Genomic DNA, 25,866 nt, shown 5'->3' with positions numbered 1-25,866 from the left:
GGAATCCAAGGAGTTTAAGGCAAAATACGCAAAGCATCCTTATCCACCATTAATGGATCCTAGTAAGGTTGTGTGGGAGCAAACTGATGCTAGGATTGCGTGGGATTTTAATCTGCCTTTGCCACCTTTTTATTCTATGCTTGTTAGCATTTTGCCAGGGGCTGGTGGGAGTGCGTTTTATAAATTTTTAACGCTTTGTGATGTGGATTGTTATAGTAAGTGGTATGGGCATCATTTAGCGTATTTAGAAAACTATCAAATTTTCTCACAGAGTAAAAATTATAAGGCACTGATTGTTACGGATTTTATTAATCCTTTTACGCAGAAATTTTGGAGTTTGATTGATAAAAAAATGCCGATGTTGTGTTTGGTAGGAGATGTTGTTAAGGTGCTAAAAACTTTAGTTAATCACACACGCCCTATTGAGCAAAAACCACTTGTGAAACGCTTTAATTTAACTTGTGATTATGCGGAGATTATGCCACAGATTGCTTACCATTGCTCCAATGAAAAGCCAAATTTAGAAGCCGTGATTGAAGATTGTATTAGTGGATTGTTTAGAAGTATTTTTTGCTTTAAGGAGAAAAGAGACGCGATTAAGCCTAGTGAGATAATTTATATTGACGCACAAGAGATTAATGCGCAAAATGCTTTTAAGACCTTTAGTGCGTTGAGTGAGAAGTTTGGCTTTAATGCGCCTTTAGAGCAAGATAGAGAAGTTTTTTCTCAGCGTATGAATAAAAACACATCTTTAACCAATGCCTTTCCTGTTGTGCTATATGCGCATCCACAAGATATAGGTAAAAAAAGAGATTTCACAACTTTAGGGCAGAATTATATGGTAGGGGGGGGGGTAAATATTATGATAGATACGCAATTTGACTTTAATAAGAAAAACGCACTTAATTTAACACAAGAACTTCTACCAAAAGGTATTGATAATAAAAATGTTGTTCTCTCAGTAAAACCACAAGAAGCGGGGATTTTAAGAGCGCAACCTAAGCTTAAAAAAGCGGTGCAAAAGTTTTTAGAAGGCTATTTTAAGGAATTTAAAAAAAGAGAAGATGAGATTGCTTCACACTTAAAAAGCCCTTATGAAGTTTTAGAATATTTCAAAATGCATAAAAAACAATACAATGCAATGCGCAAAATTTTTAATGAAGAATTGGCGCATATCAAGCAAGTGCGTCCAGATATTGTGGAATCTTGGGAATATTATCAAGCATTTGAAAAGATTGCAAAGGTAAATTAATAAAGGGCAAATTGATGAATTTAGAGCATTTTAGAGCGGAAATTGATGGGATTGATGATAGTATTTTAGAACTTTTGGAAAAAAGGATGGAGATTGTTAAGCGCATTGGCAAGGCAAAAATGCAGAGCAATGCACCCATTTATCGCCCAGAGCGTGAGAAGGAAATCCTTGATAGGTTAAATTCTAAAAAGCCTTTATTGCTTAATCAATCCGCTATTGAAGCGATTTATTTAGAGATTTTTGCGGTGAGTCGCAACCTTGAACTGCCTGAGAGAGTGGCGTATCTTGGACCGCTTGGAAGTTATACGCATCAAGCCGCTGAGAGTCGCTTTGGGGCGATGTGTGAGTATTTTTCGCACAACACAATCACACAAGCGATTAAAAGCGTGGAAAATTGCCGCGCAAGCTATGCTGTGATTCCTATTGAAAACAATCAAAATGGGGCGGTTGGAGAAACGCTAGATTTGCTTAAAAGTACAGAATTAAAAATCGTTGCAGAGATTTATATGCCCATTCATCATTGTTTTGCAAGCAGGGCTGAGAGTGTTAAAGAGATTGCAGTGATTTATTCTAAAGATATTGCCTTTGGGCAGTGTTCTAGCTTTTTAAGTGAGCATTCTTTGGATCATATTGAAAGGATTCCTGTGGATTCTACCGCGCGTGCGGCGCAACTTGTAGCAGAAAATCCAAAAAGTGCAGCCATTTGCTCACACATTGCAGTAAAGCTTTATAATGTGCCTGTGCTTTTTGAAAACATTGAAGACAATTCGCAGAACAAAACGCGCTTTATTATTGTGAGTAATTTTAAAAATCAACGCTGTGGCAAGGATAAGACTTCTTTGTATGCAAACTTGGCAAACACCGATAAACCCGGGGCGTTGTATCATTTGCTCTATGATATTAAGGATTTAAACATTAATATGACTTCTATCCAATCGCGCCCTGTTTGTGGGAGTGATTTTAGCTATTGCTTTTTTATTGATATTGATGGGCATATTGATGATGCAAATGTTGCAGAACTTTTTGCGCGCTATCCAAATGCTTTAAAATGGCTTGGAAGTTATTTAAAAAACTAAGTATAATACGCATAATTTATAATAAGGAGACTCTATGGCTGAAGAAGAGAAAAAGCCTTCAAAATTAGATGGCTTAAAACAAAATAAAATGATTTTATTTATCATTATTGGTGTTGTTGTGCTATTGCTGATTATTTTAATTCTAGTTGGAATCTTAATTTTTAGCGGTGGAGATGAGCCAGAGCAAACTGGAGTGGTAGCACAGACACAGCAAAGTGCGGCGAATAAGGGCAGTGCAGCAAATCCAAATAGCAGTCTTTTGAGTGTGGGTCCTATGTATCCGTTGGATCAATTCATTGTTAATTTGCTTGCTTCAGGTGGCGGGAAGCGTTACTTAAAAACTTCTATTGCTTTAGAATTAAGCATTGCAGAAATGCAAGCAGAGCTTGACACAAAGCGTGATGTGTTGCGCGATACAATTATCACGATTCTAAGTTCTAAGACATTTGAAGAGGTGCAAACCACTAAGGGAAAGCAAAAACTTAAAGAGGAGATTATGGAACGCTTAAATGAGTTTTTAGTAGATGGCAGAGTGGCAAATCTGTTTTTTACAGAATTTGTTGTGCAGTAGTATGCTTTGTGTAGGGGTTGATATTGTTAGCATAGGGCGTATGGAATCGTTTGTCAAAAAATATCAAACACGGGGGCTTGAGAGGTTTTTAAGTGAGTCTGAGATTGCCCTTGCGAAGACTTTTCAAAGCATTGCTGGGTTTTGGGCAGCAAAAGAGGCTTGCGCTAAAGCTTTAAAATGTGGAATCGGAAAAGAGTTGGGATTCCACGATATTTTGCTATCAAAAAGTCCTAAAGGTGCGCCTTTGTTGCGACTGACACAAGAGAAGTTGGAATACTTTAAGGTGCAGGACTTAAGCCTTTCTATCTCGCACGATGCGGGATTTGCGATTGCTGTTGTGGTTGTAAATCTGCGCAATTAAGATTTTAATAATTTTAAAAAGATATAATAAATTATATTTTTAAAAATTTCTTAAAATAACAATAAGGAATTTTGGTGTTGCGTTTGTGTTCAACTTCTAAAGTGCGTCAAGAGATTTTGAGGAACTTTAGAATCCCTTTTGTTGTCAATGATAATGGATTTGATGAAGAGAGTTTAAAGATTGAATCTCCAAGCAGTTTTGCCTATATGGCAGCTCTTAGTAAATACACAAGTGTGCTGGAGCGTTATGGTTTAGAGATTCCATTATTGGTTGTTGATAGTGTTGTGAGTTGTAAGGGAATTTTGCAGCGTAAAGCTAAGAGCGAAGAGGAAGCACTTATGTTTTTAAAAGCCCAAAGTGGCGGAACTTTAAGTGTTATTAGCTGTGCGATTTTACATTGTGAAGCGTTTTATTATACAGATTTAAGTGCTACACATTATGAACTGAATTATTTTAGACAAAGTGATATGGAATCGTATTTGCAAAGTGAGCTTTGGAAGGGAAAGGCTGGTGCAGTGATGGTGGAGGGATTCCATAAAGATTTTATTAAAAAGCAAGTTGGCTCTACGCATAATGCGATGGGGCTACATATTGAGGCTTTACTGCCATTTTTAAAGGATATAAAATGAATGCAACAATGGTTGCTGTGATGCTTGCAACCTCAATTGTGATTGGACTCATTGGGCTAATCGCATTTTTATGGGGTTTGAAAAACGGACAATTTGACGATGAAAAGAAGATGATGCAAGGCGTTTTATTTGATAGTGAAGAAGATTTGCGCCATACAATTCATCAAAAAATAAAGGAATAATAATGAAAGAATTTTATGATATTGCAATTATAGGTGGCGGTCCTGGTGGAATCGCTTCAGCAGTGGAATCGTTAATACTTGGAATTAAAGATGTAATTTTATTTGAAAAAGGCGAAGGGCATTCTACAACAATCCGTAAGTTTTATAAAGATAAAAAACGCGTGGATAAAGATTATAAAGGACAAAAGATTGAGTTAAATGGAAATATTTATTTCTGTGATGGAACCAAAGAAAGTACATTGGATCTTTTTGACAAGATAATCCAAGAAAATGGTGTGGATGCGCGCTTTAATACAGAGGTAGAATCCATTAATAAAGAAGGCGATTATTTCGTGATTCATACAACAAATAATATTGTGGTTAAGGCAAAGTTTATTATTATCTCCATTGGTAAAATGGGACAGCCTAATAAACCTAGCTATCCGACTCCAAGTAGCATTAGAAAAATGGTAAATTTTAATGCAAATAGCTGTGTGGATGGAGAGAATATTTTAGTTGTTGGGGGAGGAAATTCTGCTGTGGAATATGCTTGTGTGTTAAGTGATAGCAATCCAGTAACCCTAAATTATCGTAAGAGTGAGTTCTCAAGGATTAATGAGACAAATCAAGAGAATCTTACGCAATGCTTTGAGAGTGGTAAAATTACTCCAAAACTTGGCGTGGATATTGAAAGTTTGGAGGATGTGGAAGGCAAAGTTAAGGTGAATTTTACAGATTCCACAAGCTTAGTGTTTGATAGGGTGATTTATGCTATCGGCGGGATGGCTCCTGTGGATTTCCTCCGCAAATGCGGAATCGCACTAAATAGCGATGGCGTGCCAATTGTTGATGAAAATCATCATAGTTCTGTAGAGGGAATCTATATTGCAGGGGATATTTTGTATAAAAATGGTGGCTCTATTGCAGCGGCGTTAAATCACGGATTCCATATTGTGCAAGAGATTAAAGAAAAGCTTAATTGATTTAAACTTTCTATTATTTAGCTTTAGATACAATGGAAAGTTTAAATCATTAGCAATTTTTGAAGGATGAAAAATGGCAAGAAGATGTTTTTTTACAGGCAAAGGTCCGATGGTTGGCAATAATGTAAGCCACGCAAATAACAAGACAAAAAGATGCACTTTGCCTAATTTAAGAATAGTAAGAATTAAGTTAGAAGATGGCAGAACGATGAAAGTTAGAGTTGCCGCTTCTACATTGCGCACAATGAAGAAACGCTCTTAATCCTGTATAGGATTGGGCTGTGGCTTTTAATAGGCTCAAAAAATTTCTCCATTGGGAAGGAACGCAGAAGCCTGATATTGATATGTCTGGCTTGCTCTATGAGCAGTTAAAACCTTTCCGAGCACCTTTTCTACTGCTTTTTGCAGGTTTACTTCTTAGCACATTAGGCTATGTCGTTGTTACAGGATACAGCCTAATTGACGCATTTTTTCAGGCTTCCTATACTTTTACAACAACGGGTTTTGGCGCACTCAAAGAAAATGAGTTTGATGGCTTAGATGTGTTTTATACTGCTGTTGTTATGATGGCAGGTTCGGCAGTTTTAAGTTTTTGTGTGATTAGCGTGATTGATGTGTTAAATAGGGGTAAGCTTATTCCAATTATTAAGGAACGCAATATGATTTATAGAATTGCGCGTTTAAAAAACCATTTTATTATTTGTTATCACAACGAATACACAATTCGGCTATCCCAGCAATTTAGAGAGGCACACATTCCTTTTGTAGTGGTGGATAATAGTGAAGTGTTAGAGGATATTGCGCAAAAATACCGCTATCCCTTTTTTATCAATGAAGATCCACACACAGAAATCGCGATGCTAAAATGTCATTTATCTAGTGCTAGAGGTGTGATTACCTTATCAAGTAGCATTGCAGATAATATTGCGCAAATTGCTTCTGTGCGTTTGTATGAGCGAGAGCTTGGGAGAAAGCCCTATTTTATTATTGCTAATGCAAATACAAACGAAGATGAGGAAAAATTAAAAAAGTTAGGTGCAGATTGTGTAGTATCGCCTGCTAGGCTTTTTGCACAGCGCGTTAATGCAATGGCAACGCGCCCGGATATGGAGAATTTACTAGAGCGTTTTGCATACCAAAAAGACACACCGCTTGATTTAGAAGAAATTTTAGTGCCACGCTATTCTTGGCTGGTATTTAAAAAGCTAAAGGAGGCGCATATGCGTGAGATTGCGCAGACTTCTATTGTTGGAATCACGCAAAAAGATGGTAAGTTTATTCCTATGCCAAATGGCGATACGCTTGTAACAAGTGAGTGTAAATTGCTTGTGATTGGAACTTCAAATGGCGTGCATTTGATTAAACAATTAGTTTCTAAAAAAGATAAACCAGAGGAGTTAAAATATGTTTAGTGTGTTTCCAATTGAAGGGAGTGTTGTCGCTCCAAACGGATTTTATTGCGATGGGGTAAGTGCTGGGCTTAAAAAAGATAGTGGATTAGATGTTGCATTTATTTATGCGGATTCTTTGTGTGAAGTGGAGGGAATTTTTACAAAAAATAAATTTTGTGCCGCTCCTATTTTGCATTTTCAAAGCTATCCAAAGGATTTTAAGACAAATTTTGTATTAGTTAATTCTAAAAATGCAAATGCACTAACAGGTGATGAAGGCGTAAAGAGTGTTAAGGAAGTGCTAGGAGGGCTACAAAGTTGCTTTAATGGAATCCAAAATCCCATTATGAGCTCTACTGGTGTGATTGGTGTGCAATTGCCTAAGGAAAAGATTATAGCAAGTTTTAATAAATTTGATTTGCGTCAAAGAAATCCAAAGAATGCAGAAGAGGCGATTTTAACAACAGATAGGTTTCGCAAAAGTATTGCTTTTGAAGTCGTGTTGGAGGATAAAACAAGCTTTAGAATTGGAGCGATGTGTAAGGGGGCTGGAATGATAAATCCTAGTCTTGCAACAATCCTGTGCTTTATCACAACGGATGCAAAGATTCCAAAAAATGATATGCAGGAGTTGCTTTTAAAAGCGGCAGATTCCACATTTAACGCCATTAGCGTAGATGGGGACACTTCTACAAATGATACAATTCTACTCTTAAGCAATGGTAAGAGTGGAGCGTATGAAAAGGAAGCGTTTTTCTTTGCACTTGAAAAAGTGATGCACAAGCTTGCTATGGATATTGTGCGTGATGGAGAGGGGGCAACAAAGCTTGCTGCTTTTGAAGTGAAGGGAGCTAAGGACAAATGGGAAGCACAGAAGTGTGCAAAGGCACTGAGTCAGTCATTGCTTGTAAAGACTGCTTTGTTTGGCTGCGATCCCAATTGGGGGAGAATTGCTTCAACCATTGGTGCAAGTGGGATTGCTTGTAATCCAAAGACGCTTGAAATTTATTTTGGTGATGTGTGTGTGTATCAAAAAGGGATGATTGATTTTGACAAGGAAAATGAGCAAAAAGCAGCAGCAGTTTTAAAACAGGATTCCTTTAAAATCACTTGTAATCTTGGAATGGGTGAGGGAGCATTTGTTGCTTATGGTTGTGATTTGGGTTATGAGTATGTGAAAATCAATGCAGATTATCGCACTTAAAGTGATTGAAAATTTTTGAAGTAATTGTGAGAATTAAGGCAATTTTATTTATAATTTTTGGCGTTAATTTTTATAAGGAGAATCTATGTTACACGAATATAGAGATGAAATTAGTATTTTAAAGCAAGAAAATGCGCATTTTGCTAGGATTTTTGATGAGCATAATGCGTTGGATCAAAAGATTCAAGATATTACTGAAGGCAGAGAACACGCGACAGATATGGAGTTATCTGGATTAAAGCGTAAAAAGTTAGATCTTAAAGATGAAGCTTATGCAATGGTTATGGAATACATTAAGGAGAAGAAATAGCTTCATTTTCCCAGTTTTCTGGGAGACTCTTTTTAAAATGCTTTTAACCCTTTATTTTTTTGTGTCTTTTAAAAAATAGCTTTAATACATCTTAAAAGCTTTTGCTGATACAATCGTATGCTTTTACGCAAAATTTTCATAAGGAAAAATCAATGAAAAACCTAATTTTTAAAGCCATTTTGGCGGTTTTTGTGGTGGGTGTATTTGTAGGATGCGGAAATAATACACAAGGTGTTAGTGAAGATGGGCTTGCTGCAATTAAGCAAAAAGGCGTGATTACAATTGGTGTTTTTAGCGATAAACCACCTTTTGGTTTTGTGAATGATAAGGGGGAGAATGATGGCTTTGATGTGTATCTTGCAAGAGAGATGGCAAAAGATTTGCTTGGAGATGCAAGCAAGGTTAAATTTGAACTCGTTGAGGCTGCAAGTCGCGTGGAGTTTTTAAAAAGTGGCAAAGTGGATTTGATTATGGCGAATTTTACAAAAACGCCTGAGAGAGCAGAAGTTGTGGATTTTGCAACGCCTTATATGAAGGTTGCTTTAGGGGTTGTGTCAAAAGAAGGTGTAATTAAGGATGTTGCAGATTTAAAGGGTAAAAAACTCATCGTCAATAAAGGAACAACGGCGGATTTTTATTTCACAAAAAATTATCCTGAAATTGAATTGGTTAAATTTGACCAAAACACAGAAGCGTTTTTAGCTCTTAAGGATGGTAGAGGTGATGCTCTAGCGCACGATAATTTGTTGCTATTTGCTTGGGCAAAAGAGAATCCTGATTTTGCGGTGGGGATTGGCAAGTTAGGTGATGAAGATGTGATTGCTCCAGCAGTTAAAAAAGGTAATAAAGTGCTTCTGGAATGGCTCAATGCAGAGATTGAAAAATTTAATGAAAATGGTTTTATGCAAGAAGCTTATACAAAAACGCTTGCTCCAATTTATGGAGAAGATCAACTTGAATCGGTTTTATTTGTAAAATAGTGTAGATGGAATCCCTTTTTATAGCAGAAGTTTTGAAAGGCTTTTAAAAAAGGGATTTTTGTGATTTGGATTCCGTGTTGCTTTATTAACGCAATTAAGTTTTAATGCTCTATTGTATTTATCATTTTTAAATTCCAATTTTCTTTTGGTGTGGATGCAAATGTTTCTTTTTGTATCAGCTTTTAATTTTCTTAAAAGATAGAAGCTAAGCCTAAAATTTGGAATTTTCAGGAGTATTTTTGTAATTTTTATATTTTAGTTATTTAAAAAATAACTAAAATTTTACTTTTTCTTTTATTTGAGTCTGTAATATGTTTTAAAATATTTAAAAGACAGAATCTAAAATTATGGTTTTTAATAATAAAATTTCTTTTTTAAGAAAAATACGCTAGGATAACCAAAATTTTTTAAGGATAGTATGTGTCCCATTTAGATGTAACGCACCCATATTTTGGCGTGTTTGTGATTTTTATTTTTACTTTTGTGGCGTTTTTGGCAACAACTTTTTTATCTCGGCTTGTGGGAGGAAAGTTGGCAAATAAAAATAACCAAAAGCTAAAACTTGCTCCCTATGAATGTGGTTTGGCTCCTACAAAACAGCCCAATCGTATTTCTTCGCAATTTTACATTATGGCGTTATTGTTTATTTTGTTTGATGTGGAAATTATTTTTATGTTTCCTTGGGCAGTTGATTTTCAAGTTTTAGGCGCATTTGGTTTTATTGAAATGTTATTATTTATTTTTTTGTTACTCATTGGGTTTATATATGCCTGGAGAAAAGGAGCATTGCAATGGCAGAGCATCAAGTAGATTATTTTAAAAGTGGCGGATTACCCATTGCTTTAACAAGCGTGGATAAGCTTCTAAATTGGGGGCGTAGTAATTCTTTGTGGGCGATGACTTATGGGCTTGCGTGCTGTGCGATTGAGATGATGGCAACAGGGGCTAGCCGTTATGATTTTGATAGATTTGGCACGATTTTTAGAGCAAGTCCAAGACAGAGCGATGTGATTATCATTGCAGGAACTGTTACCAAAAAGCACGCGCAATTTGTGCGTAGGCTTTATGATCAGATGCCCGAGCCTAAATGGGTGATTTCTATGGGGAGTTGCGCAAATACAGGTGGTATGTTTAACACTTATGCAACGGTGCAAGGTGTGGATAGAATTATTCCTGTGGATATTTATTTACCCGGTTGTTCGCCGCGTCCAGAAACATTGCAGTATGCACTAATGGTGCTACAGCAAAAAATCCGTAAGCAAAAGGCAAGTCGTGCAGTTGCCCCAAAACGCTTGGTGTAAAGGAAGTGTATGCGTGAGTATAAGCCAAAGAAAAATGCGCAAAAACAGGTAAATTATAGAGATAGATTTTATGTGTCCCCTAGCATTCCAAAAGAGAGTGTAGAAAACGATAGTATTTATCGCGCTGATGTGGAAGTTTTAGGAAGGCAAGTTGGAATAATGGAATCCTATATTGAGCGTGGAGTGCTTGTGGTGTGGGCAGAAAAGGATTCCATCTTTAAGACGCTAGAAGCGTTAAAAACAATGGGTTACGATGTGTTAAGTGAGCTTAGTGCGATGGATTTTTTAGAAAGTAAGGGTGGATTTGAAATTTTCTATCAATTGTTATCTTTGCAAAGAGTGAAGCGATTGCGTGTTAAAACCTTTTTAAAAAAGGGCGAGAAAATAGAATCGGTTAGTTCCCTTTTTAGTAGCGCAAATTGGAGTGAAAGGGAAATGTATGATATGTTTGGGATTCTGCCTTTAAATCACCCTTATCCAAAACGCATTATAATGCCTGATGATTGGGTGGGGCATCCGCTTTTAAAAAGCTATCCTTTGCAAGGTGATGAAGCGGCGCAGTGGTATGAGGTGGATACGATTTTTGGTAAGGAATACCGCGATGTGATTGGACCAGAGCAAAGAGATCCTGCGCGTGTGGATCGTTATGATTCTAAACGCTTCTCGCATTTAGGTTATGAGGTTGGTTATGGAGAGGAAGTTAAGGAAAACGAAGAAAGGGCGCGCCCTATTATGTATCAAGAAGAAGAGGGCGTGCTCTTTGTAAAAAAGCTAAAGCCAGAATTTACAAAAGAGCTAAAGGAAAGGAAATAGTATGCAGCAACCCAATAAACTAATGCCCTTTTATGAAAATGTTGCTTTTGATCGCATTAGCGATAATGTGATGGTGGTAAATTTTGGTCCCCAACATCCTAGTGCGCACGGGCAGTTGCGCTTGATTTTGGAATTAGAAGGGGAAAGGGTTTTAAAAGCAACGCCTGATGTAGGGTATTTGCACCGCGGAATGGAAAAAATGGCAGAAAATATGATTTATAATGAGTTTCTACCAACAACAGATAGAATGGATTATATTGCCGCAAGCTCTAATAATTATGGATTTGCTTTAGCGGTGGAGCGGCTTTTAGGGGTTGATGTTCCAAGAAGGGCTAAGGTGATTCGCACAATGCTATTAGAGTTAAATCGCATTATCTCTCATCTTTTTTGGCTAGCAACGCACGCACTTGATGTAGGGGCTATGAGCATTTTTTTATATTGTTTTAGAGAGAGAGAGTTTGCCATTGATTTGATTGAGGATTATTGCGGGGCGCGTTTAACACATTCTAGCGTTAGGATTGGTGGCGTTCCGCTTGATTTACCAAAGGATTGGATTGCAAAATTAAAAGCATTTTTAGAAGCACTGCCTAGTCAAATTGAGCTTTATGAGGGGATTTTAAGTGAAAATAGAATTTGGCGTATGCGCTTAGAAAATGTGGGTGTTGTAAGTGCGCAAATGGCGAAAAGCTGGGGTTTGAGTGGTGTGATGTTGCGCGGAAGTGGGATTGCGTGGGATATTAGAAAGGAAGAACCTTATGAGTTATATGAAGAGCTAGAGTTTGATATTCCAATTAGTGAGAGTTGCGATAGTTATGGGCGTTATCTTTTGTATATGGAAGAAATGCGTCAGAGTATTCGGATTTTGTATCAATTAATTGATAAGTATCAAGATACAGATACGCTTTTAATGTGTGAGGATACGCACTATTTCTCTGCTCCAAAAGAGCAGATTATGACGCAAAATTATTCTTTGATGCAGCATTTTGTTTTAGTTACTCAAGGAATGCGTCCACCTGTAGGTGAAATTTATGTGCCAACAGAATCACCAAAAGGGGAGCTTGGATTTTTTATCCGTTCTGAAGGAGAGCCCTATCCTTACCGCTTAAAAATGCGCACGCCTAGTTTCTTTCATACAGGAGTTTTACAAGATTTATTGCCCGGACATTATCTAGCAGATGTGGTAACAATTATTGGAAATACAAACATAGTCTTTGGGGAGATTGACAGATGAAACGCTTTGATTTACGGCATTTAAAAAATGATTTTGGTGGGCGTTTGGAAGAAATTTTACAAACAGAATTAGAAGTGGGTGAAGTTGGAATCTTTTTGTTTGAGGTGATAGATTTTGACAATGTCCAAAAAAGTGCGGATATTGTTGAAGCTAGTGGGAATAGTTTGTTGAATTCTATCCGTTTTAATGAAGTGGATTGGACGATTGTTGTAAGAAAAGAAAAGATGGAATCTAAAAATTTAGAAGCGCAAAAGGCAGTTTTATGAATACATTAGCGCAGACATTTTTAAAAAATGGCGGAATTGCTTGTGATGTAAGCATCATAAAAGAAGCGCAAAATATTTTGTTGTTTGGAGGATTTGTAGAGGGTTTTAAACGCATTTTAGAAAATATGGAATCCAAAAACAATGTTTTTTTGCTAAGTCCTTTGCGTTTTAATCCTTATAATTTTACGCAATTTGTTTATGAAGTGGGGGCGGAAGAAGCGGTGGTTGCGCTACTTGCTTATGGTTTTAGCGCAAGTGATGTGGGGATTAAGGAAGTAGAAGGGCTTAAGGACAAAGCATTGCAAGAGTTTGTAAAAACGCTTGATGTGGGTTATCTCTCTTCAGAGTGTAATTTTGCTGAAGAAGAGTTGCAAGAGATTGTTAAAGGCTATGTGGAGCGTGGTTTGGTGCTAGTTGTTGGAGAGGATTTAGCCACGCATAAAAATGCTAGCAATATCGCAAAAATTCTAGCCTTGCTTAGTGTAAGAGATTTAAAGATTGTCTTTTTGGATTCTAAAGTCAATGCGGTTTCTTTAGAGCGTGAAGAGATTAAGCCTTTAGGGGATTTAAAAAGTTATGATGGCTTGGTGGTGTATGTGCCAAAAGAGTCTAAAAAAGGGAATATTTTAGAAGTTTCCAAGCAATTTTGCAATGTTAGTAAAATGCAAGATGGCGCGAAAGTTAAGGTAAAGTTGGAATCGCATCAAGAGATTTTAGCGCAAATGCAATGCAATGCGATACTTAAAGGAATGGTTGGAATCCTTTGGATTTCAAGGGAAGTGTTGCAAAAGAATTTTTGTTATCAACTTGTAAGTTTGAGCAAGGTGGCGTAATGGAAAAAATAAAAGTAACAATTGATGGCTGTGAAGTGAGTTGTTGTGAGGGTGAGAGTGTTTTAAATGTTGCGCGTGCAAATTCTATTTTTATTCCAGCGATTTGTTATCTCTCTTGCTCCTCTCCTACGCTTGCGTGTAAAATGTGTATGGTAGAAGCCGATGGGAAGCGCGTGTATGCGTGTAATACGAAGGTTAAGGATGGAATGCAGGTTTTAGTGCATACGCCAGAGATTGAAAAAGAGCGTGTGGCAATTATGCAAGCTTATGATGTGAATCATCCTTTGCAATGTGGGGTTTGCGATAAGAGTGGAGAGTGTGAGTTGCAAAACTACACGCATTATGTAGGGGTGAGTGAGCAAAAATACGCCCTAAAAGATACTTATAAGCCTTTTGATAAGTGGGGTAAGGCGGTTTATGATCCTAATTTATGTATCGTATGTGAGCGTTGTGTAACGCTGTGCAAGGATAAGATTGGAAAATCGCACATTAAGGCTTTAAAATACGATGGAGAAATGCCTGATAAAGCTTATAAAGAGAGTATGCCAAAAGACGCTTATGGAGTTTGGACAAAGTTTAAGAAATCTTTGATTGGGTTAAATGGTGTAGAAGCCGATGCGTGCGGAGATTGTGGAGAGTGTGTGAGTGTGTGTCCAGTAGGTGCGCTTAGTATTGGGCATTTTCAATACCGCTCAAATGCGTGGGAGCTAGAAAGAATTGATAGCACTTGTGTGCATTGCGCAAATGGTTGCGCTCTGACTTATGAAGTGAAGCAAAAGGGGCTTGGTGGCGGAGAAAAGGAAGTGTATCGTGTGGTAAGCGATTGGAATTTTTCTACACTTTGTCCAGCGGGTCGTCTAGCCTTTAATGTAAACAATCAACACATTAAAAAAGATTTAGAAGCCTTTAATCAAACGATTGCAGCGTTTAAAGAGGCGCAAACAATTAAATTTGCAGGTGATATTAGCAATGAAGAGGTGCTCATATTGCAACAGCTAAAGGAGAAATTTGGTTATAGACTTGTGTGTGATAGTGTGTATCCCTTTAAAAAATTTTTGGATTCTTTTAGTAAAGTTTCTGGGAATTTGGGAAGTGCTACACAAAAGGGAATCATACAAAGCACGCTTGTAATGACTTTTGGTGGTGCAATTAGCTATGATATGCCAGTGGTAACGCATAGCATTAATAATACAATGAAACAAAACAAGGGTGCAAATCTTGCAAGTTTTCATACAATGGAAGATGTAACATTGAATAACTTTGTGAAAACTCCTATTAATGGAATTTACAAACCTGATAGTGAAGAAGCAATGGCGTTATTGCTTGCAAGTGCGTGCATTCTAAGAGAGAAAATGCCACAATCTTTAAGAGAACAGATTGAAAAATACGAAAAGTTGGAATCCAAAACGCTTATAAAAGAGATTAAGAAAAAGGTTAAACAAGAAGCCCTAGATGAAAATGGCAATGCGATTTTAGACGAAAAGGGCGAGAAAACCTTTATAGAAAAAGAGGAGATTGAAAAGGTTAGTGAAGAAATAGAAGTGGTAACAAGTGAGTTATACGCCTATTGCGGAGAGTCTATAAAAGAAGCGATGGAGAGTATAAAAACTGCATTAAATGGAGCGAAAAATCCTATTTTAGTTGTAGGATTTGATGTGTATGGTGCAAAAAATGCAGAGAATATTGCTAGGATTTTAGGCTATATTGAAGCATTGAGTGCAGTTAAGGTGATGTTGTTGCCACCGCAAACAAATGCACTTGGAATTGCACTTATTGCTGATTTAGATCAAGAAAGCTTGGGATATAGCATTGGTTATAATGTGGAAGGGAAGTATAAAATTGGCACACAGGCGGATAATGCCCTGCAAATGCCGTATTTAAGTGAGCAGGAAGGGACGCTTGTAAATGTGGATAAACGCGTTGTGCCGATTGTTCCTGCGACACCTTATTATGGATATGAACTCAATGATATTGCAAGAGCATTAGGGCTAGAGAATGAGCACACCATTGATTATACGCAAGAATTACCGCTAACTAAGGGCTTTAAAAGCATTGCTTATGATGATTTGGGATTTGGTTTTGCAAACGATGGCACAGAGATTCGTGGCTATCTTTTGGATATTAATTATCCTAGCCAAAATTCAGAGATTACATCTATAACTTTGGAATCTTTGGGTGCTTATAATCTCTATGCGCGCAATAGTGTGGCGCATTTTTCTAAAGACACTTTAAAAGCGTTGCATTTGGATTCCAAAAATGGCTTGCAAGTGAGCAAGGAATACGCACAAAAGCTTGCAGTGGAGCAGGGAGATAGAGTGGAAATTGATTTCTCAAATGGAGTGATTGTGTATTCTGTGGTAAGCATTGATAAGGGTATGCAAGGAGATTTTGCAGCACTTGGTGTGTGTGAAGCAGAAGAGGTTTTTGGAGTTTCGCGCTATGCAAATGCTTCTATAAAGGCTTTAAAATGACGGCTTATGTGATTGAAACATTGATTAAGATTCTGCTTTTGGTGCTTATTTTTTCAGCACTTGCAGGATTTACAACTTATGTAGAACGGAAGGTTTTGGCATTTTTCCAAAGGCGTTTGGGACCAACGATTGTAGGACCTTTTGGTGTGTTGCAAATTTTAGCAGATGGTATTAAACTTTTTACCAAAGAAGACATTGTTCCAAGTGGTGCAAATCGCTTGATTTTTAGAATCGCTCCTACAATTACAGCAGCAACGGCGTTTATCGCAATGGCTCCGATTCCATTTTTCCCTGAGTTTGAGCTTTTTGGGCGCACCATTCAGCCTATTGTTTCAGATATTAATGTTGGAATCTTATTTGTGCTAGGCGTGGGTGCTGCTGGGCTTTATGGTCCTTTGCTTGCTGGAATTAGCGCAAATAGCAAATGGTCGCTTTTAGGGGCGGCAAGAGTGGCTGTGCAATTGCTTAGCTTTGAAGTGGTTTCGGGTTTATCTTTGCTTGCACCTTTAATGCTTATAGGTTCTCTTTCTTTAATTGATATTAACAATTACCAAAATGGTGGAATCACAGATTGGTTGATTTTTTCACAGCCTTTAGCCTTTTTACTCTTTTTGTTTGCAGGATATGCAGAGCTAAATAGGACACCTTTTGATTTGCTAGAACACGAAGCGGAGATTATCGCCGGATATGCAACAGAGTATGCAGGAATGCGTTGGGGAATGTTTTTTATCGGTGAGTATGCAAGTATGATTGCACTTTCTTTTGTAGTGTCTTTAATATTCCTTGGCGGATTTAATCCGTTAGGCTTTATACCTGGTGGAATCGCAATTATCCTAAAAGTAATGTTTTTTATCTTTTTATTTATGTGGGCTAGGGCGGCTTATCCGCACATTAGACCTGATCAGTTAATGGGGCTGTGCTGGAGGGTGTTGTTTCCACTAGCACTTTTAAATGTTTTTATAACTGGAATTGTAGTTTTAGGAGGTGGAAATTGAGTAAGTATGTAAAGATTTTTGAAAAAACACCGCCCTTAACACAGACGCAAAAATTTGTAACATTTTGGAATCGCGCCTTAAAAGGTGAGCTGTTTGTTGGACTTTGGCTTGTGTTTAAGGAGTTGTGTAAGGCGCAAATCCACACGGTGCAATACCCTTTGGAAAAGCTACCCTTAAGTCCGCGCTATCGTGCGGTTCACGAGTTAAAGCGTTTGTTAGATAGTGGGAATGAGCGGTGTATTGGCTGTGGTTTGTGTGAGAAAATTTGTGTGGCAAATTGCATTAGAATGGAAACAAGTTATGGGGAAGATAAGCGTAAGGCTGTAACAGAGTATAGCATTAATTTTGGGCGTTGTATTTATTGCGGATTATGCGCAGAAGTTTGTCCGGAGCTTGCGATTGTTCACGGGGGGAGATATGAAAATGCCTGTGAGCAACGCGCTTCTTTTGCGCTTAAAAAAGATATGCTAACGCCTATTGATAAGGTTTTAAGCGGCAATGATTGCGAATTTGATGGCGTAGGAAGTGTGAGTGTGGATGCGGATAAGCGCATTAAAGCAACGCCATTGAAGTATTTAGAGAAACTAGCAAGTGTAGAATCTGAAGACTTGGAATCTAAAAAGGATTCTAAAACTTTAGAACAGGTGGAATCTAAAGCGGTAGAATCTCAAAAGATGGAGGCTTAATAATGTTTGAAGCAATTGCATTTTATGTCTTTTGCGCATTGACTTTAGCGATGTTTTTGGTTGTTGTGACAACGCAAAATATTCTCTATGCTTTAAGTGCGCTTGCAGCTGGAATGATGTTTGTTTCAGCTTTTTTCTTTTTATTGGGCGCAGAATTTTTAGGAGTTGTGCAAATTGTGGTTTATACAGGGGCTGTGATTGCTCTGTATGCGTTTGCAATGATGTTTTTTGATAGTCAAAAATTAGAGAAAGAGAAAATTGAAAATCCTAAAATATTGTTTTTCTTAAGTGGTATGGGGGCTTTGTTGCTTGTGTTAATTGTTATTGCTCCTGTGATTGCGCAAAATCTTGGAGGCTTAGAAGCAACAACGCCAATAAAAGAGGGAATCGGAAATGTGCAAATGGTGGGCTATGTACTTTTTACTAAATTTTTGATTCCTTTTGAGATTGCAGCAATTATGTTGCTTGTCGCAATGATTGCTGGGATTGTTTTGGCGGGAAAGGGAATGCGCTATTCACTAACTTTAAGCGAAAAAGCATCCAAAGGGGAAGAGTATGATAACGCTTAATCATTATTTGATTTTATCTGTTTTGATGTTTATGATTGGTGTGTTTGGAATGTTAAGACGCAAAAACTTGCTAATGCTCTTTTTTTCTACTGAGATTGTTTTGAGTGCTGTTAGTGTGGGATTTGTTGCAGTTGGAAAATATCTTGGGGATTTAAATGGGCAGATGTTTGCATTTTTTCTTTTAGCGGTTGCTGCAAGTGAAGTTGCTGTTGGGGTAGGCTTGCTGATTGCTTGGTATAAAAAGTATCATACGCTAGATTTAGACTACTTAAAAGCAATGGAAGGTTAGCGTATGGAAGTAGTTTTATATAGTGCGCTATTTGCGCCTTTGGTGGGTTCAATCTTTGGAATCCCTTTTGCGTCTAAAAAGAAGTTTGTAGGTGTTGGAATCTTTGCTTCTTTAATGCTTGCGGTGTCTTTTTTTGCTTCCTTGTTGCTCTTTATCTACGCTTTTCAAGGTGGTGGGGCATTGAAGGTTACGCTAATGGATTGGATTGGCGCAGGTGGGCTTTATATTCCTTTTGGATTCTTAGTAGATAGTGTGAGTGCTACAATGATGCTTGTAGTAACCTTAGTGTCTTTATGTGTGCATATTTACGCCATTGGCTATATGAGCCACGATGCTAGCTTTAACCGCTTCTTTGTGTATTTGAGTGCCTTTGTGTTTTCTATGCTTATTCTTGTGATGAGTGATAATTTTGCGGGGTTATTTATTGGCTGGGAAGGCGTTGGGCTGTGTTCTTGGATGCTCATTGGATTTTGGTATGAAAGGGATTCTGCTTCCTTTGCAGCAAATGAAGCGTTTATTATGAATCGTATTGCGGATTTAGGAATGCTGCTTGGAATCTTTTTAATCTATTGGACTTTTGGAAGTTTAAATTATGAAGAAGTTTTAAGCAATATTTATCAAGCTCCTAAGGGGATTTTGATCGCCATTGGTGTGTTACTTTTTGTAGGAGCAATGGGTAAGAGTGCGCAATTTCCTTTGCACACTTGGCTTGCTGATGCAATGGAGGGACCTACACCGGTTTCAGCACTTATCCACGCTGCTACAATGGTAACAGCTGGGGTGTATTTAGTCATTCGTGCAAATCCTTTGTATTCTATAATACCAGAAGTTGGGTTTGCTATTGCGTGTTTAGGGGCTTTTGTGGCGGTTTTTGCTGCGACAATGGCACTTGTAAATAGGGATTTAAAACGCATCATTGCTTATTCTACGCTCTCGCAACTTGGATATATGTTTGTAGCAGCGGGCTTAGAAGCGTATTGGATTGCGTTATTCCATCTTGCAACACACGCATTTTTTAAATCCTTGCTCTTCTTAGGGGCAGGGAATGTAATGCACGCAATGCACGATAAATTGGATATTTCTAAAATGGGTGCATTGTATCAGCCTTTAAAATTTACAGCAATTCTTATGGTATTAGCCTCCATCGCTCTTGCTGGAATCTATCCCTTTTCAGGTTTTTTCTCTAAGGATAAAATCCTAGAAGCTGCCTTTGGAAGCGGTGCTTATGTGCTATGGGGAGCATTATTGCTTGGGGCGTTTTTAACAGCATTTTATAGTTTTAGATTAATTATGCTTGTATTTTTTGGGGAGAAAAAGCACGCAGAACATCCGCACGAAGCTTATCCTTATATGCTTTATGCAATGCTACCCTTAGGTGTTTTAGCGATTTTTGCGGGAATGTTTGAAGGCTATTTCCACCATTTTATTTTGCAAACACTTCCAGATTTTGACGCAAATTTGGACTCTAAAACGATTTGGACTTTAATTATAATCACTTCTTTTGTTGCTTTAGGTGGAATCGCATTTGCTATTTTTAAATATAGAAGTGGTGGTTTTTCTCCAAAATGGGAGAATACTTTTATTTATAAAGCATTAAGCAATCAATATTTTATTCCAGCATTGTATGATAAGCTCTTCATTCAAAATTACTTTAGAGTTTCTAAAATTGCTTGGTTTTCAGATAAGAATATTATAGATTTTGTTGTGGATTTAATTGCAAGATTGCTAAAAAGCGGTGGAGAGAATATGCGTTGGATTCAGGGTGGAAGCCTATCAAAAATGCTAAAAATTATGTTCTTTGGTGTAGTTGCGCTATTGTTGCTTGTATTTATTTATAGGGAGGGCGTATGGACTACCTTTTAACCTTGCTCATCTTTTTTCCCTTGCTTGCTGCGTTTTTAGCCATTGGAATTAGAGAAAATCTTAAAACTTATGCAGTTGTGATTAGTGGAATAGAGCTTGGGCTTGCAATTTTACTATGGTATGGATTTGATAAGAATGCAGAGGGATTTCAGTTTGTAACAGCGTTGCTATTAATCGCAAGTTTTGGTGTGAGTTACCTTGTTGGCGTGGATGGAATCTCTTTGCTTTTAGTTGTGTTAAGCGCATTAATCAGTTTAATAGGTTTTATTTACTTAAATGAAAAGCAGGAGATAAAAAAATTAACCATTGCACTTTTATGTCTTGAGAGCATTATGATTGGCGTATTTTGCGCGCTAGATATGATTTTATTTTATGTTTTTTGGGAATTATCTTTAATACCTATGCTTTATATCATTGGTGCTTGGGGGAGTGGAAGTAGGATTTATGCGGCAGTTAAGTTCTTCTTATACACTTTTTTAGGTTCAATGCTAATGCTTGTTGGAATCCTATTTTTAGCCTATTATTATTTTGATGTCAGTGGTGTTTGGACATTCTCATTACTAGAATGGTATAGTTTAAGTGCGATTCCAAAAGGCGTGCAGATTTGGTTATTTCTTGCCTTTTTTGCTGGGCTTGCTGTTAAAGTGCCGATGTTTCCTTTTCACACTTGGTTGCCTTATGCGCACGGACAAGCCCCTACAATTGGTTCTATTATCTTAGCAGCAGTTTTACTAAAAATGGGAACTTATGGTTTTGTGCGTTTTTCTCTGCCTTTGTTTCCTGATGCTAGTATTGTCTTTTTAATCCCAATTGCAATTTTGTCTTTAATAATGATTATTTATGGTGCATTTGTGGCTTTTGCGCAAGAGGATATCAAGCAAGTGGTTGCATATAGTTCCATTTCGCATATGGGTGTGATTATGATTGGAATCTTTGCGCTTAATACTGAAGGAATTACAGGTTCTGTATTTTTTATGTTAAGCCACGGAATCATTAGCGGGGCATTATTTATGCTTGTAGGAATGCTTTATGAAAGACGCCATACGAAGATGATTGTAGAGTTTGGTGGAATTGCAAAAGTGATGCCAAATTATGCTACGATTTTTGGGATTATGGCAATGGCTTCGGCGGGATTACCTTTGACAATGGGGTTTGTTGGGGAGTTTTTATCCTTGCTGGGATTCTTTCAAGTCTTACCTATAATGGCTGGGATTGCTGGGATTAGTATTATTGTGGGTGCGGTGTATATGTTGCACTTGTATCGTAAGGCATTTTTTGGAAAAGTTATTCATACAGAAAATTTAAAGCTTAGTGATTTAAATGCGCGTGAATGGAGTGCACTTTTGCCATTGGTTGTGATTGTGATTTGGCTTGGTGTGTATCCAAAGCCGATTTTAGAGCCAATTAATAAGAGTGTGGAAAATACACTTGCTATTATGCAATCAAGAATTGTTAGTCAAGAGAGTCTTGATTTCTTTAAGTTGGAGCTTGTGCGGGAGTCTGTGGAAGAATTTAGAAGAGAGGCAAAATTTAGAAGAAATTTTGCAGGAGATTTTACAAATGGAAGAGTTAGAGATTCTGAAAAATAACACACAAGGGGAGGAAAAATAAATGTTAGAACCATTTAGTGTGTCCTTTGAGAGTTTAAATATTTTTAGTATTTTTCCTATGTTGATTGCAATTTTTGGAGCGATTCTTATTTTGATTGTGGATATGTGTCTAAAAACTGCTAATAAACAACTTTATACAATGCTTACGGTTCTATTTTTAGGTTTAGATTTGGGTTATATTCTGTTTTTTAGCATTGATGGAGTGCAAAGGGCATTTTTTGATTTAATCTTAATTGATGGTGTAGCGTTGCTTGGGCAATTGATTGTTCTTATTGCTGCAATTTTATTTGTGCCTTTAACCTTAAGTTATAATAAATTCCACGAATTTCAATACCCTGAATATTATGCGTTATTTTTATTTATGTGCGCAGGATTCCAATTTATGGTAAGTAGTGACCATTTAATTGTAATTTTTTTAGGGCTTGAAACAGCTTCATTGGCACTTTATGCACTCATTGCAATGCATAATCGCGGAACTGCGTTTGAAGCGGCAATTAAATATTTCACAATGGGGGCGTTATCAGCTGGTTGTTTTGCCTTTGGCGCAATGTTGTTATATGCAGCAAGTGGACATTTGGATTTGGTAGGAATGAAGGCGGTTTTTGAAGCAAAAAATTATCAGCCTTCGTATCTTGTGTTTGGTGGAGTTGTCTTTTTTATTGCTTCGCTTGGATTTAAGGTTTCTTTATTTCCTTTTCATTCTTGGACGCCAGATGTCTATGAGGGCTCTAATTCCTTTTTGGCGGGGTTTATGTCTATTGCTCCAAAAATTGCAGCATTTGTTGTGGCGATTAGGATTTTTAGTTTTTTTATGGATATTGTGTGGGTGCATAATATATTTTATTGTATCATTGTCTTAACCATAACATTACCAAACCTTGTAGCTTTAGTGCAAAAAGATGTCAAAAGAATGTTGGCATACAGCTCCATTTCACACGCTGGATTTGCCTTTAGTGCTATTTTGATTGGTGGGGCACAAGCATATAGTGCATTATTTGTGTATTGGATTTTATTCCTTTTTACGAATCTTGGAGTTTTTGCAATGCTATGGATTTCACGCACAAAAGAACAAATTTGGGACAAACGCTATGATCATTCTTATGAAAAGTTCTCGGGGCTTATTAGGCTTTCTCCTTTAGCTGCGGTGATTATGGGATTATTTATGTTTTCTTTAGCTGGGATTCCACCTTTTTCTGTGTTTTGGGGGAAGCTGTATTTAATGAGTGTGGCAATGAATAATGGATATTTATTTTTAGTGATTATTATGGTGTTAAATAGTGCCATTGCTGCGTATTATTATTTAAAACTTATTGTTTATATGTTTTTAAAAGAACCATTAATTAGCGATGGAAATGTTTATTTACAGAATGCAACCTTACCGCTTAAAATTATTGTTGGGATTGCAACGCTTTATGTTTGCCTTTCTGTATTCTTTGTAGATGGTTTATTGCTTGGTATTTTTGGGATTGTTGGAAATAGTGCGTTGTAGTTTAATAGTTGGAATCCATTTTGGATTCCAACTATTGCTTATTGTGCGAGAAACTTTTTGTTGCTTCGTTGATTGCAGAGTTAATTGCGTTTTGTAGGGTGATTTGGATTTGGTTATTGTCTAATGCAGAGGATTGCCCAAAGATTTTTAGATATTGCTCATTTGCATTTTGTAGGCTAGACTTTCCTTGAAAAATTCTTGTTTCATCCATTCTATTAAAGGATAATTGAATTTCAAAAATAAGCGCATCGCTTGTTTGTGAGTGAAGAAAACCGCCTTGCGCATTTTTAGAGTTTATGTTTCCATAGACAACATCTAAGCGATAGTGTTTATAAGCATCTGTGTTTGTTTGCGTCAGAGTGAAGCAACCACTTTGCAGAAGAGATTTTTCTATATTATCCTTAATGCGCGTGTTTGAGATTTTTAAGTCATTGTGTTCTCCCTCCTTTAAAAAGCCAAATTCGTAAGTTACAATGGGCATATTGCAAGTTTGATGAATGCGTGTATTTGGGAGGGTGCTATATTTTTGTGCGCAACCACTAAGAGCTATGGCACAGATAATGCAAGCATTTTTTAAAAATTTCTTTTTCACAAGTTATCCTTACCTTTTAGATTTGTAGGGGCTAATTCTAGCATATTTTTATTGATAAATTTTATTAAAGATAATACAATATGCGGATTATTTTATAAGGGTGATAATTGGGTGTTTTTCAAAGTAGGAAATTTATTTTCTTAGAAATTTTATTGTGCGTGGTTTTGGGAGTTGGAATCGTGTATTATGTGCAGAGCAATCAAAAAATCATACAAAAACAAAATACAGCACTTTATTCTGTAAATATTAGCGGTAAGCAACGCTTTTTGGCGCAAAGGATTGTGTTTTTATCACAGATTATCTCAACAAATCATATTTTAAAGCGTAACAATGGGGATGTTTTTTTGGAACTTAGGTATTGTATCAATGAGCTAAATTCCATCCATCAAATCTTGCAAAACTTTGTGGTTTCTAGGATTGTGGGTAATGAGGCATATTCTACATTAAATGATGTGTATTTTGGCAGCGGGGGATTAATGCTTAAGATGGAGAAATTTTTGGAGAATGCAAATAGAATGCTTTATTTGGTAAATTTTAAAGATGTATTGCAGATTAATCAAGCATTATTGCAAGAGCTTGAAAGTGATGATGGGTTATTAATAAGTTTAGAGCTTGCTACGCTTAGTCAGCAAATTTATGGGCAAACATTTTTGCGAGAGCAAGAGCGTAACACACAATGGTTTTTATATTTTGGTTTATTAATTTGTGGAATCCAAATCGTTTTATTGTTTTGGAATGTGGCGCGACGATAAGGGTTTAGGGTGAAAATTTTATTTCCTGTTTTGATGCTTTTAGTTTTTTTAGGATTCCATATTGGAATCTATTTTTTCTTTATCAAGCAAATTGTTAAACCTAGCACTTCACGAAGGGTTTTAAAATATTTTTTAGTGTTTAATTTTTTTGGTGTGGTGTTGTATTTTTTTGGGCGTTATTTTGTGGATTTGCCCCAAAGTTTGTATTTTTTAGCTTCACTTTCTATTGGTGTGGGATTTGTGTTGTTTGTTGTAATGTTGCTTTATCAAGCGTTGTCTTTGATTGTGAAACTTCTTGTAATCTTTTTTCCAAAGTTTTCAAAAGGGCGTAGAGGTTTTTTTCAAAACTCTTTAAATGTTACAAGCGGAATCTTTGCGCTTGGTTATCTTGGTTTTGGAGTGGCAGAAGCGAAATTTGGACCTGTTGTTGAGAAGGTTAAGATTTTATTAAATGGATTTGAAGGAAAGATGACTGCTGTGCAAATTAGTGATTTGCACATTGGTGGATTGATTGAAGAAAATGTGGTTGGAAAAATCGTTGCAGAGGCAAATGCGCTTAAGCCTGATTTTATTGTGCTAACGGGCGATATTGTGGATACAGAAATTAGTAAAGTGCCAAAGGCTATTGATGCGCTTGCACAATTGGAAGCACCGCTTGGTGTGTATTTTATACTCGGAAACCACGAGTATTTTCACGGCATTGCTCCCTTGCTTGATGTGCTAAAAAGCAAGGGAATTATTGTGCTTGAAAATGATTGCGTTCTCCTTGAAAAAGAGGAAGCAAAGCTGAATTTAGCTGGTGTGTATGATCTTTTTGGAAGGCGTATTAATGCATTAGAGCCAAATTTAGAAGAGGCATTGCAAAAAAGGATTCCAACTTGTCCGCTTGTTTTATTAGCGCATCAGCCAAAATTTGCCCTTGAAGTTAAAGAGAAGCATAATGTGGATTTGATTTTAAGCGGACACACGCATGGTGGGCAAATTTTTCCATTTAGTTTTCTTGTGAAACTTGATCAACCCTATCTTAAAGGCTTATATCAGCATAGCCCAAAAACACAGATTTATGTCAATCGTGGCACGGGTTTTTGGGGACCACCTATGCGGATTTTATCAAAGGCAGAGATTACATATTTTGAATTTTCTAGTGCATAAAATGGAGATTTAAACAAAAGAAAGTATAATGGAAAG

The 25,866-nt window shown here is 37.0% G+C and carries 29 protein-coding genes; 28 read left to right on the top strand and 1 reads right to left on the bottom strand.

Annotated features, from left to right (window positions below; all coding sequences use genetic code 11):
• From MRZ19_RS00735 to nuoN, 26 genes are all read left to right on the top strand, one after another.
• A partial coding sequence (locus tag MRZ19_RS00735; protein WP_291029345.1) for a DUF2972 domain-containing protein occupies positions 1-1,252 on the top strand: 1,252 nt, incomplete at its 5' end.
• Positions 1,253-1,266: 14 nt separating this feature from the next.
• Positions 1,267-2,328: a prephenate dehydratase gene (gene pheA, locus MRZ19_RS00730; protein WP_291029343.1), complete on the top strand. Its 1,062-nt coding sequence runs from the start codon at positions 1,267-1,269 to the stop codon at positions 2,326-2,328.
• Between the two features lie 34 nt (positions 2,329-2,362).
• Positions 2,363-2,899, top strand: a complete 537-nt coding sequence (fliL, locus tag MRZ19_RS00725; protein WP_291029341.1) for a flagellar basal body-associated protein FliL — start codon at positions 2,363-2,365, stop codon at positions 2,897-2,899.
• Position 2,900: 1 nt separating this feature from the next.
• The gene (gene acpS / locus MRZ19_RS00720) at positions 2,901-3,260 is read left to right on the top strand and encodes a holo-ACP synthase (protein ID WP_291029339.1); all 360 of its coding nucleotides are present in this window, start codon (positions 2,901-2,903) and stop codon (positions 3,258-3,260) included.
• Between the two features lie 74 nt (positions 3,261-3,334).
• Positions 3,335-3,889, top strand: a complete 555-nt coding sequence (gene maf / locus MRZ19_RS00715) for a septum formation inhibitor Maf (protein WP_291029337.1) — start codon at positions 3,335-3,337, stop codon at positions 3,887-3,889.
• Positions 3,886-4,071 (top strand): cbb3-type cytochrome oxidase assembly protein CcoS, encoded by a 186-nt coding sequence (gene ccoS, locus MRZ19_RS00710; RefSeq protein ID WP_291029335.1) that lies wholly within the window; start codon positions 3,886-3,888, stop codon positions 4,069-4,071. The genes maf and ccoS overlap by 4 nt, the downstream gene beginning before the upstream one ends.
• A 2-nt stretch (positions 4,072-4,073) precedes the next feature.
• Complete coding sequence (locus MRZ19_RS00705) at positions 4,074-5,033, top strand: NAD(P)-binding domain-containing protein (protein ID WP_291029333.1); 960 nt, start codon at positions 4,074-4,076, stop codon at positions 5,031-5,033.
• 73 nt (positions 5,034-5,106) lie between these two features.
• Positions 5,107-5,295 (top strand): 50S ribosomal protein L28, encoded by a 189-nt coding sequence (gene rpmB / locus MRZ19_RS00700; protein WP_291029331.1) that lies wholly within the window; start codon positions 5,107-5,109, stop codon positions 5,293-5,295.
• Positions 5,296-5,314: 19 nt separating this feature from the next.
• Positions 5,315-6,445, top strand: a complete 1,131-nt coding sequence (locus MRZ19_RS00695; protein ID WP_291029329.1) for a TrkA family potassium uptake protein — start codon at positions 5,315-5,317, stop codon at positions 6,443-6,445.
• A complete protein-coding gene (gene argJ, locus MRZ19_RS00690) occupies positions 6,438-7,628 on the top strand; it encodes a bifunctional glutamate N-acetyltransferase/amino-acid acetyltransferase ArgJ (RefSeq protein ID WP_291029327.1) in 1,191 nt (396 codons plus the stop codon). The genes MRZ19_RS00695 and argJ overlap by 8 nt, the downstream gene beginning before the upstream one ends.
• Before the next feature lie 85 nt (positions 7,629-7,713).
• Entirely contained in the window at positions 7,714-7,938 is a 225-nt protein-coding gene (locus tag MRZ19_RS00685; protein ID WP_291029325.1) for a YdcH family protein, read from the top strand.
• 152 nt (positions 7,939-8,090) lie between these two features.
• Positions 8,091-8,918 (top strand): cysteine ABC transporter substrate-binding protein, encoded by an 828-nt coding sequence (locus tag MRZ19_RS00680; RefSeq protein ID WP_291029323.1) that lies wholly within the window; start codon positions 8,091-8,093, stop codon positions 8,916-8,918.
• 420 nt (positions 8,919-9,338) lie between these two features.
• Positions 9,339-9,728 (top strand): NAD(P)H-quinone oxidoreductase subunit 3, encoded by a 390-nt coding sequence (locus MRZ19_RS00675; protein ID WP_291029321.1) that lies wholly within the window; start codon positions 9,339-9,341, stop codon positions 9,726-9,728.
• Positions 9,710-10,219, top strand: a complete 510-nt coding sequence (locus tag MRZ19_RS00670; RefSeq protein ID WP_291029319.1) for an NADH-quinone oxidoreductase subunit B family protein — start codon at positions 9,710-9,712, stop codon at positions 10,217-10,219. Before MRZ19_RS00675 ends, MRZ19_RS00670 begins: the two co-directional genes overlap by 19 nt.
• Before the next feature lie 9 nt (positions 10,220-10,228).
• Complete coding sequence (locus MRZ19_RS00665; protein ID WP_291029317.1) at positions 10,229-11,032, top strand: NADH-quinone oxidoreductase subunit C; 804 nt, start codon at positions 10,229-10,231, stop codon at positions 11,030-11,032.
• A gap of 1 nt (position 11,033) precedes the next feature.
• Positions 11,034-12,263, top strand: coding sequence for an NADH dehydrogenase (quinone) subunit D (gene nuoD, locus MRZ19_RS00660; RefSeq protein ID WP_291029315.1), 1,230 nt, complete (start codon positions 11,034-11,036; stop codon positions 12,261-12,263).
• Positions 12,260-12,529 carry an NADH-ubiquinone oxidoreductase subunit E family protein gene (locus MRZ19_RS00655; protein ID WP_291029313.1) on the top strand — a complete coding sequence of 90 codons (270 nt, stop codon included), beginning with the start codon at positions 12,260-12,262 and terminating at the stop codon, positions 12,527-12,529. The genes nuoD and MRZ19_RS00655 overlap by 4 nt, the downstream gene beginning before the upstream one ends.
• Entirely contained in the window at positions 12,526-13,362 is an 837-nt protein-coding gene (locus MRZ19_RS00650) for a hypothetical protein (RefSeq protein WP_291029311.1), read from the top strand. The genes MRZ19_RS00655 and MRZ19_RS00650 overlap by 4 nt, the downstream gene beginning before the upstream one ends.
• A complete protein-coding gene (locus MRZ19_RS00645) occupies positions 13,362-15,833 on the top strand; it encodes an NADH-quinone oxidoreductase subunit G (protein ID WP_291029309.1) in 2,472 nt (823 codons plus the stop codon). Before MRZ19_RS00650 ends, MRZ19_RS00645 begins: the two co-directional genes overlap by 1 nt.
• Complete coding sequence (gene nuoH / locus MRZ19_RS00640; RefSeq protein WP_291029307.1) at positions 15,830-16,828, top strand: NADH-quinone oxidoreductase subunit NuoH; 999 nt, start codon at positions 15,830-15,832, stop codon at positions 16,826-16,828. Before MRZ19_RS00645 ends, nuoH begins: the two co-directional genes overlap by 4 nt.
• On the top strand, positions 16,825-17,514 hold the full coding sequence (nuoI, locus tag MRZ19_RS00635) for an NADH-quinone oxidoreductase subunit NuoI (protein ID WP_291029305.1): 690 nt from the start codon (positions 16,825-16,827) through the stop codon (positions 17,512-17,514). The genes nuoH and nuoI overlap by 4 nt, the downstream gene beginning before the upstream one ends.
• A 2-nt stretch (positions 17,515-17,516) precedes the next feature.
• Positions 17,517-18,083 (top strand): NADH-quinone oxidoreductase subunit J, encoded by a 567-nt coding sequence (locus MRZ19_RS00630; RefSeq protein WP_291029303.1) that lies wholly within the window; start codon positions 17,517-17,519, stop codon positions 18,081-18,083.
• Positions 18,070-18,372, top strand: coding sequence for an NADH-quinone oxidoreductase subunit NuoK (gene nuoK / locus MRZ19_RS00625; RefSeq protein WP_291029301.1), 303 nt, complete (start codon positions 18,070-18,072; stop codon positions 18,370-18,372). Before MRZ19_RS00630 ends, nuoK begins: the two co-directional genes overlap by 14 nt.
• 3 nt (positions 18,373-18,375) lie before the next feature.
• Positions 18,376-20,235, top strand: a complete 1,860-nt coding sequence (gene nuoL / locus MRZ19_RS00620) for an NADH-quinone oxidoreductase subunit L (protein ID WP_291029299.1) — start codon at positions 18,376-18,378, stop codon at positions 20,233-20,235.
• On the top strand, positions 20,220-21,824 hold the full coding sequence (locus tag MRZ19_RS00615) for an NADH-quinone oxidoreductase subunit M (protein ID WP_291029297.1): 1,605 nt from the start codon (positions 20,220-20,222) through the stop codon (positions 21,822-21,824). The genes nuoL and MRZ19_RS00615 overlap by 16 nt, the downstream gene beginning before the upstream one ends.
• A gap of 22 nt (positions 21,825-21,846) precedes the next feature.
• Positions 21,847-23,334 carry an NADH-quinone oxidoreductase subunit NuoN gene (gene nuoN, locus MRZ19_RS00610; RefSeq protein ID WP_291029295.1) on the top strand — a complete coding sequence of 496 codons (1,488 nt, stop codon included), beginning with the start codon at positions 21,847-21,849 and terminating at the stop codon, positions 23,332-23,334.
• 31 nt (positions 23,335-23,365) lie between these two features.
• Here the strand turns inward: nuoN and MRZ19_RS00605 are convergent, their stop codons facing one another.
• The gene (locus MRZ19_RS00605; protein WP_291029293.1) at positions 23,366-23,926 is read right to left on the bottom strand and encodes a hypothetical protein; all 561 of its coding nucleotides are present in this window, start codon (positions 23,924-23,926) and stop codon (positions 23,366-23,368) included.
• A 107-nt stretch (positions 23,927-24,033) separates the two neighbouring features.
• On the opposite strand from MRZ19_RS00605, the gene MRZ19_RS00600 reads away from it, so the two are divergent.
• Both MRZ19_RS00600 and MRZ19_RS00595 read left to right on the top strand, forming a co-directional pair.
• Entirely contained in the window at positions 24,034-24,678 is a 645-nt protein-coding gene (locus MRZ19_RS00600) for a hypothetical protein (protein WP_291029291.1), read from the top strand.
• A 9-nt stretch (positions 24,679-24,687) separates the two neighbouring features.
• Entirely contained in the window at positions 24,688-25,830 is a 1,143-nt protein-coding gene (locus tag MRZ19_RS00595; protein WP_291029289.1) for a metallophosphoesterase, read from the top strand.
• Positions 25,831-25,866 lie beyond the last annotated feature (36 nt).

This window comes from Helicobacter sp. (assembly GCF_022770205.1).
In the GTDB taxonomy this organism is placed as follows: domain Bacteria; phylum Campylobacterota; class Campylobacteria; order Campylobacterales; family Helicobacteraceae; genus Helicobacter_D.
This window is presented reverse-complemented; position numbering and strand designations above follow the sequence as displayed.

Excerpts from the sequence above, each read along its gene's own strand:
- pheA (WP_291029343.1), top strand. The coding sequence starts at position 1,267 with ATGAATTTAGAGCATTTTAGAGCGGAAATTGATGGGATTGATGATAGT.
- fliL (WP_291029341.1), top strand. The coding sequence starts at position 2,363 with ATGGCTGAAGAAGAGAAAAAGCCTTCAAAATTAGATGGCTTAAAACAA.
- acpS (WP_291029339.1), top strand. The coding sequence starts at position 2,901 with ATGCTTTGTGTAGGGGTTGATATTGTTAGCATAGGGCGTATGGAATCG.
- ccoS (WP_291029335.1), top strand. The coding sequence starts at position 3,886 with ATGAATGCAACAATGGTTGCTGTGATGCTTGCAACCTCAATTGTGATT.
- MRZ19_RS00705 (WP_291029333.1), top strand. The coding sequence starts at position 4,074 with ATGAAAGAATTTTATGATATTGCAATTATAGGTGGCGGTCCTGGTGGA.
- rpmB (WP_291029331.1), top strand. The coding sequence starts at position 5,107 with ATGGCAAGAAGATGTTTTTTTACAGGCAAAGGTCCGATGGTTGGCAAT.
- argJ (WP_291029327.1), top strand. The coding sequence starts at position 6,438 with ATGTTTAGTGTGTTTCCAATTGAAGGGAGTGTTGTCGCTCCAAACGGA.
- MRZ19_RS00685 (WP_291029325.1), top strand. The coding sequence starts at position 7,714 with ATGTTACACGAATATAGAGATGAAATTAGTATTTTAAAGCAAGAAAAT.
- MRZ19_RS00680 (WP_291029323.1), top strand. The coding sequence starts at position 8,091 with ATGAAAAACCTAATTTTTAAAGCCATTTTGGCGGTTTTTGTGGTGGGT.
- MRZ19_RS00670 (WP_291029319.1), top strand. The coding sequence starts at position 9,710 with ATGGCAGAGCATCAAGTAGATTATTTTAAAAGTGGCGGATTACCCATT.
- MRZ19_RS00665 (WP_291029317.1), top strand. The coding sequence starts at position 10,229 with ATGCGTGAGTATAAGCCAAAGAAAAATGCGCAAAAACAGGTAAATTAT.
- nuoD (WP_291029315.1), top strand. The coding sequence starts at position 11,034 with ATGCAGCAACCCAATAAACTAATGCCCTTTTATGAAAATGTTGCTTTT.
- MRZ19_RS00655 (WP_291029313.1), top strand. The coding sequence starts at position 12,260 with ATGAAACGCTTTGATTTACGGCATTTAAAAAATGATTTTGGTGGGCGT.
- MRZ19_RS00650 (WP_291029311.1), top strand. The coding sequence starts at position 12,526 with ATGAATACATTAGCGCAGACATTTTTAAAAAATGGCGGAATTGCTTGT.
- MRZ19_RS00645 (WP_291029309.1), top strand. The coding sequence starts at position 13,362 with ATGGAAAAAATAAAAGTAACAATTGATGGCTGTGAAGTGAGTTGTTGT.
- nuoH (WP_291029307.1), top strand. The coding sequence starts at position 15,830 with ATGACGGCTTATGTGATTGAAACATTGATTAAGATTCTGCTTTTGGTG.
- MRZ19_RS00630 (WP_291029303.1), top strand. The coding sequence starts at position 17,517 with ATGTTTGAAGCAATTGCATTTTATGTCTTTTGCGCATTGACTTTAGCG.
- nuoK (WP_291029301.1), top strand. The coding sequence starts at position 18,070 with ATGATAACGCTTAATCATTATTTGATTTTATCTGTTTTGATGTTTATG.
- nuoL (WP_291029299.1), top strand. The coding sequence starts at position 18,376 with ATGGAAGTAGTTTTATATAGTGCGCTATTTGCGCCTTTGGTGGGTTCA.
- MRZ19_RS00615 (WP_291029297.1), top strand. The coding sequence starts at position 20,220 with ATGGACTACCTTTTAACCTTGCTCATCTTTTTTCCCTTGCTTGCTGCG.
- nuoN (WP_291029295.1), top strand. The coding sequence starts at position 21,847 with ATGTTAGAACCATTTAGTGTGTCCTTTGAGAGTTTAAATATTTTTAGT.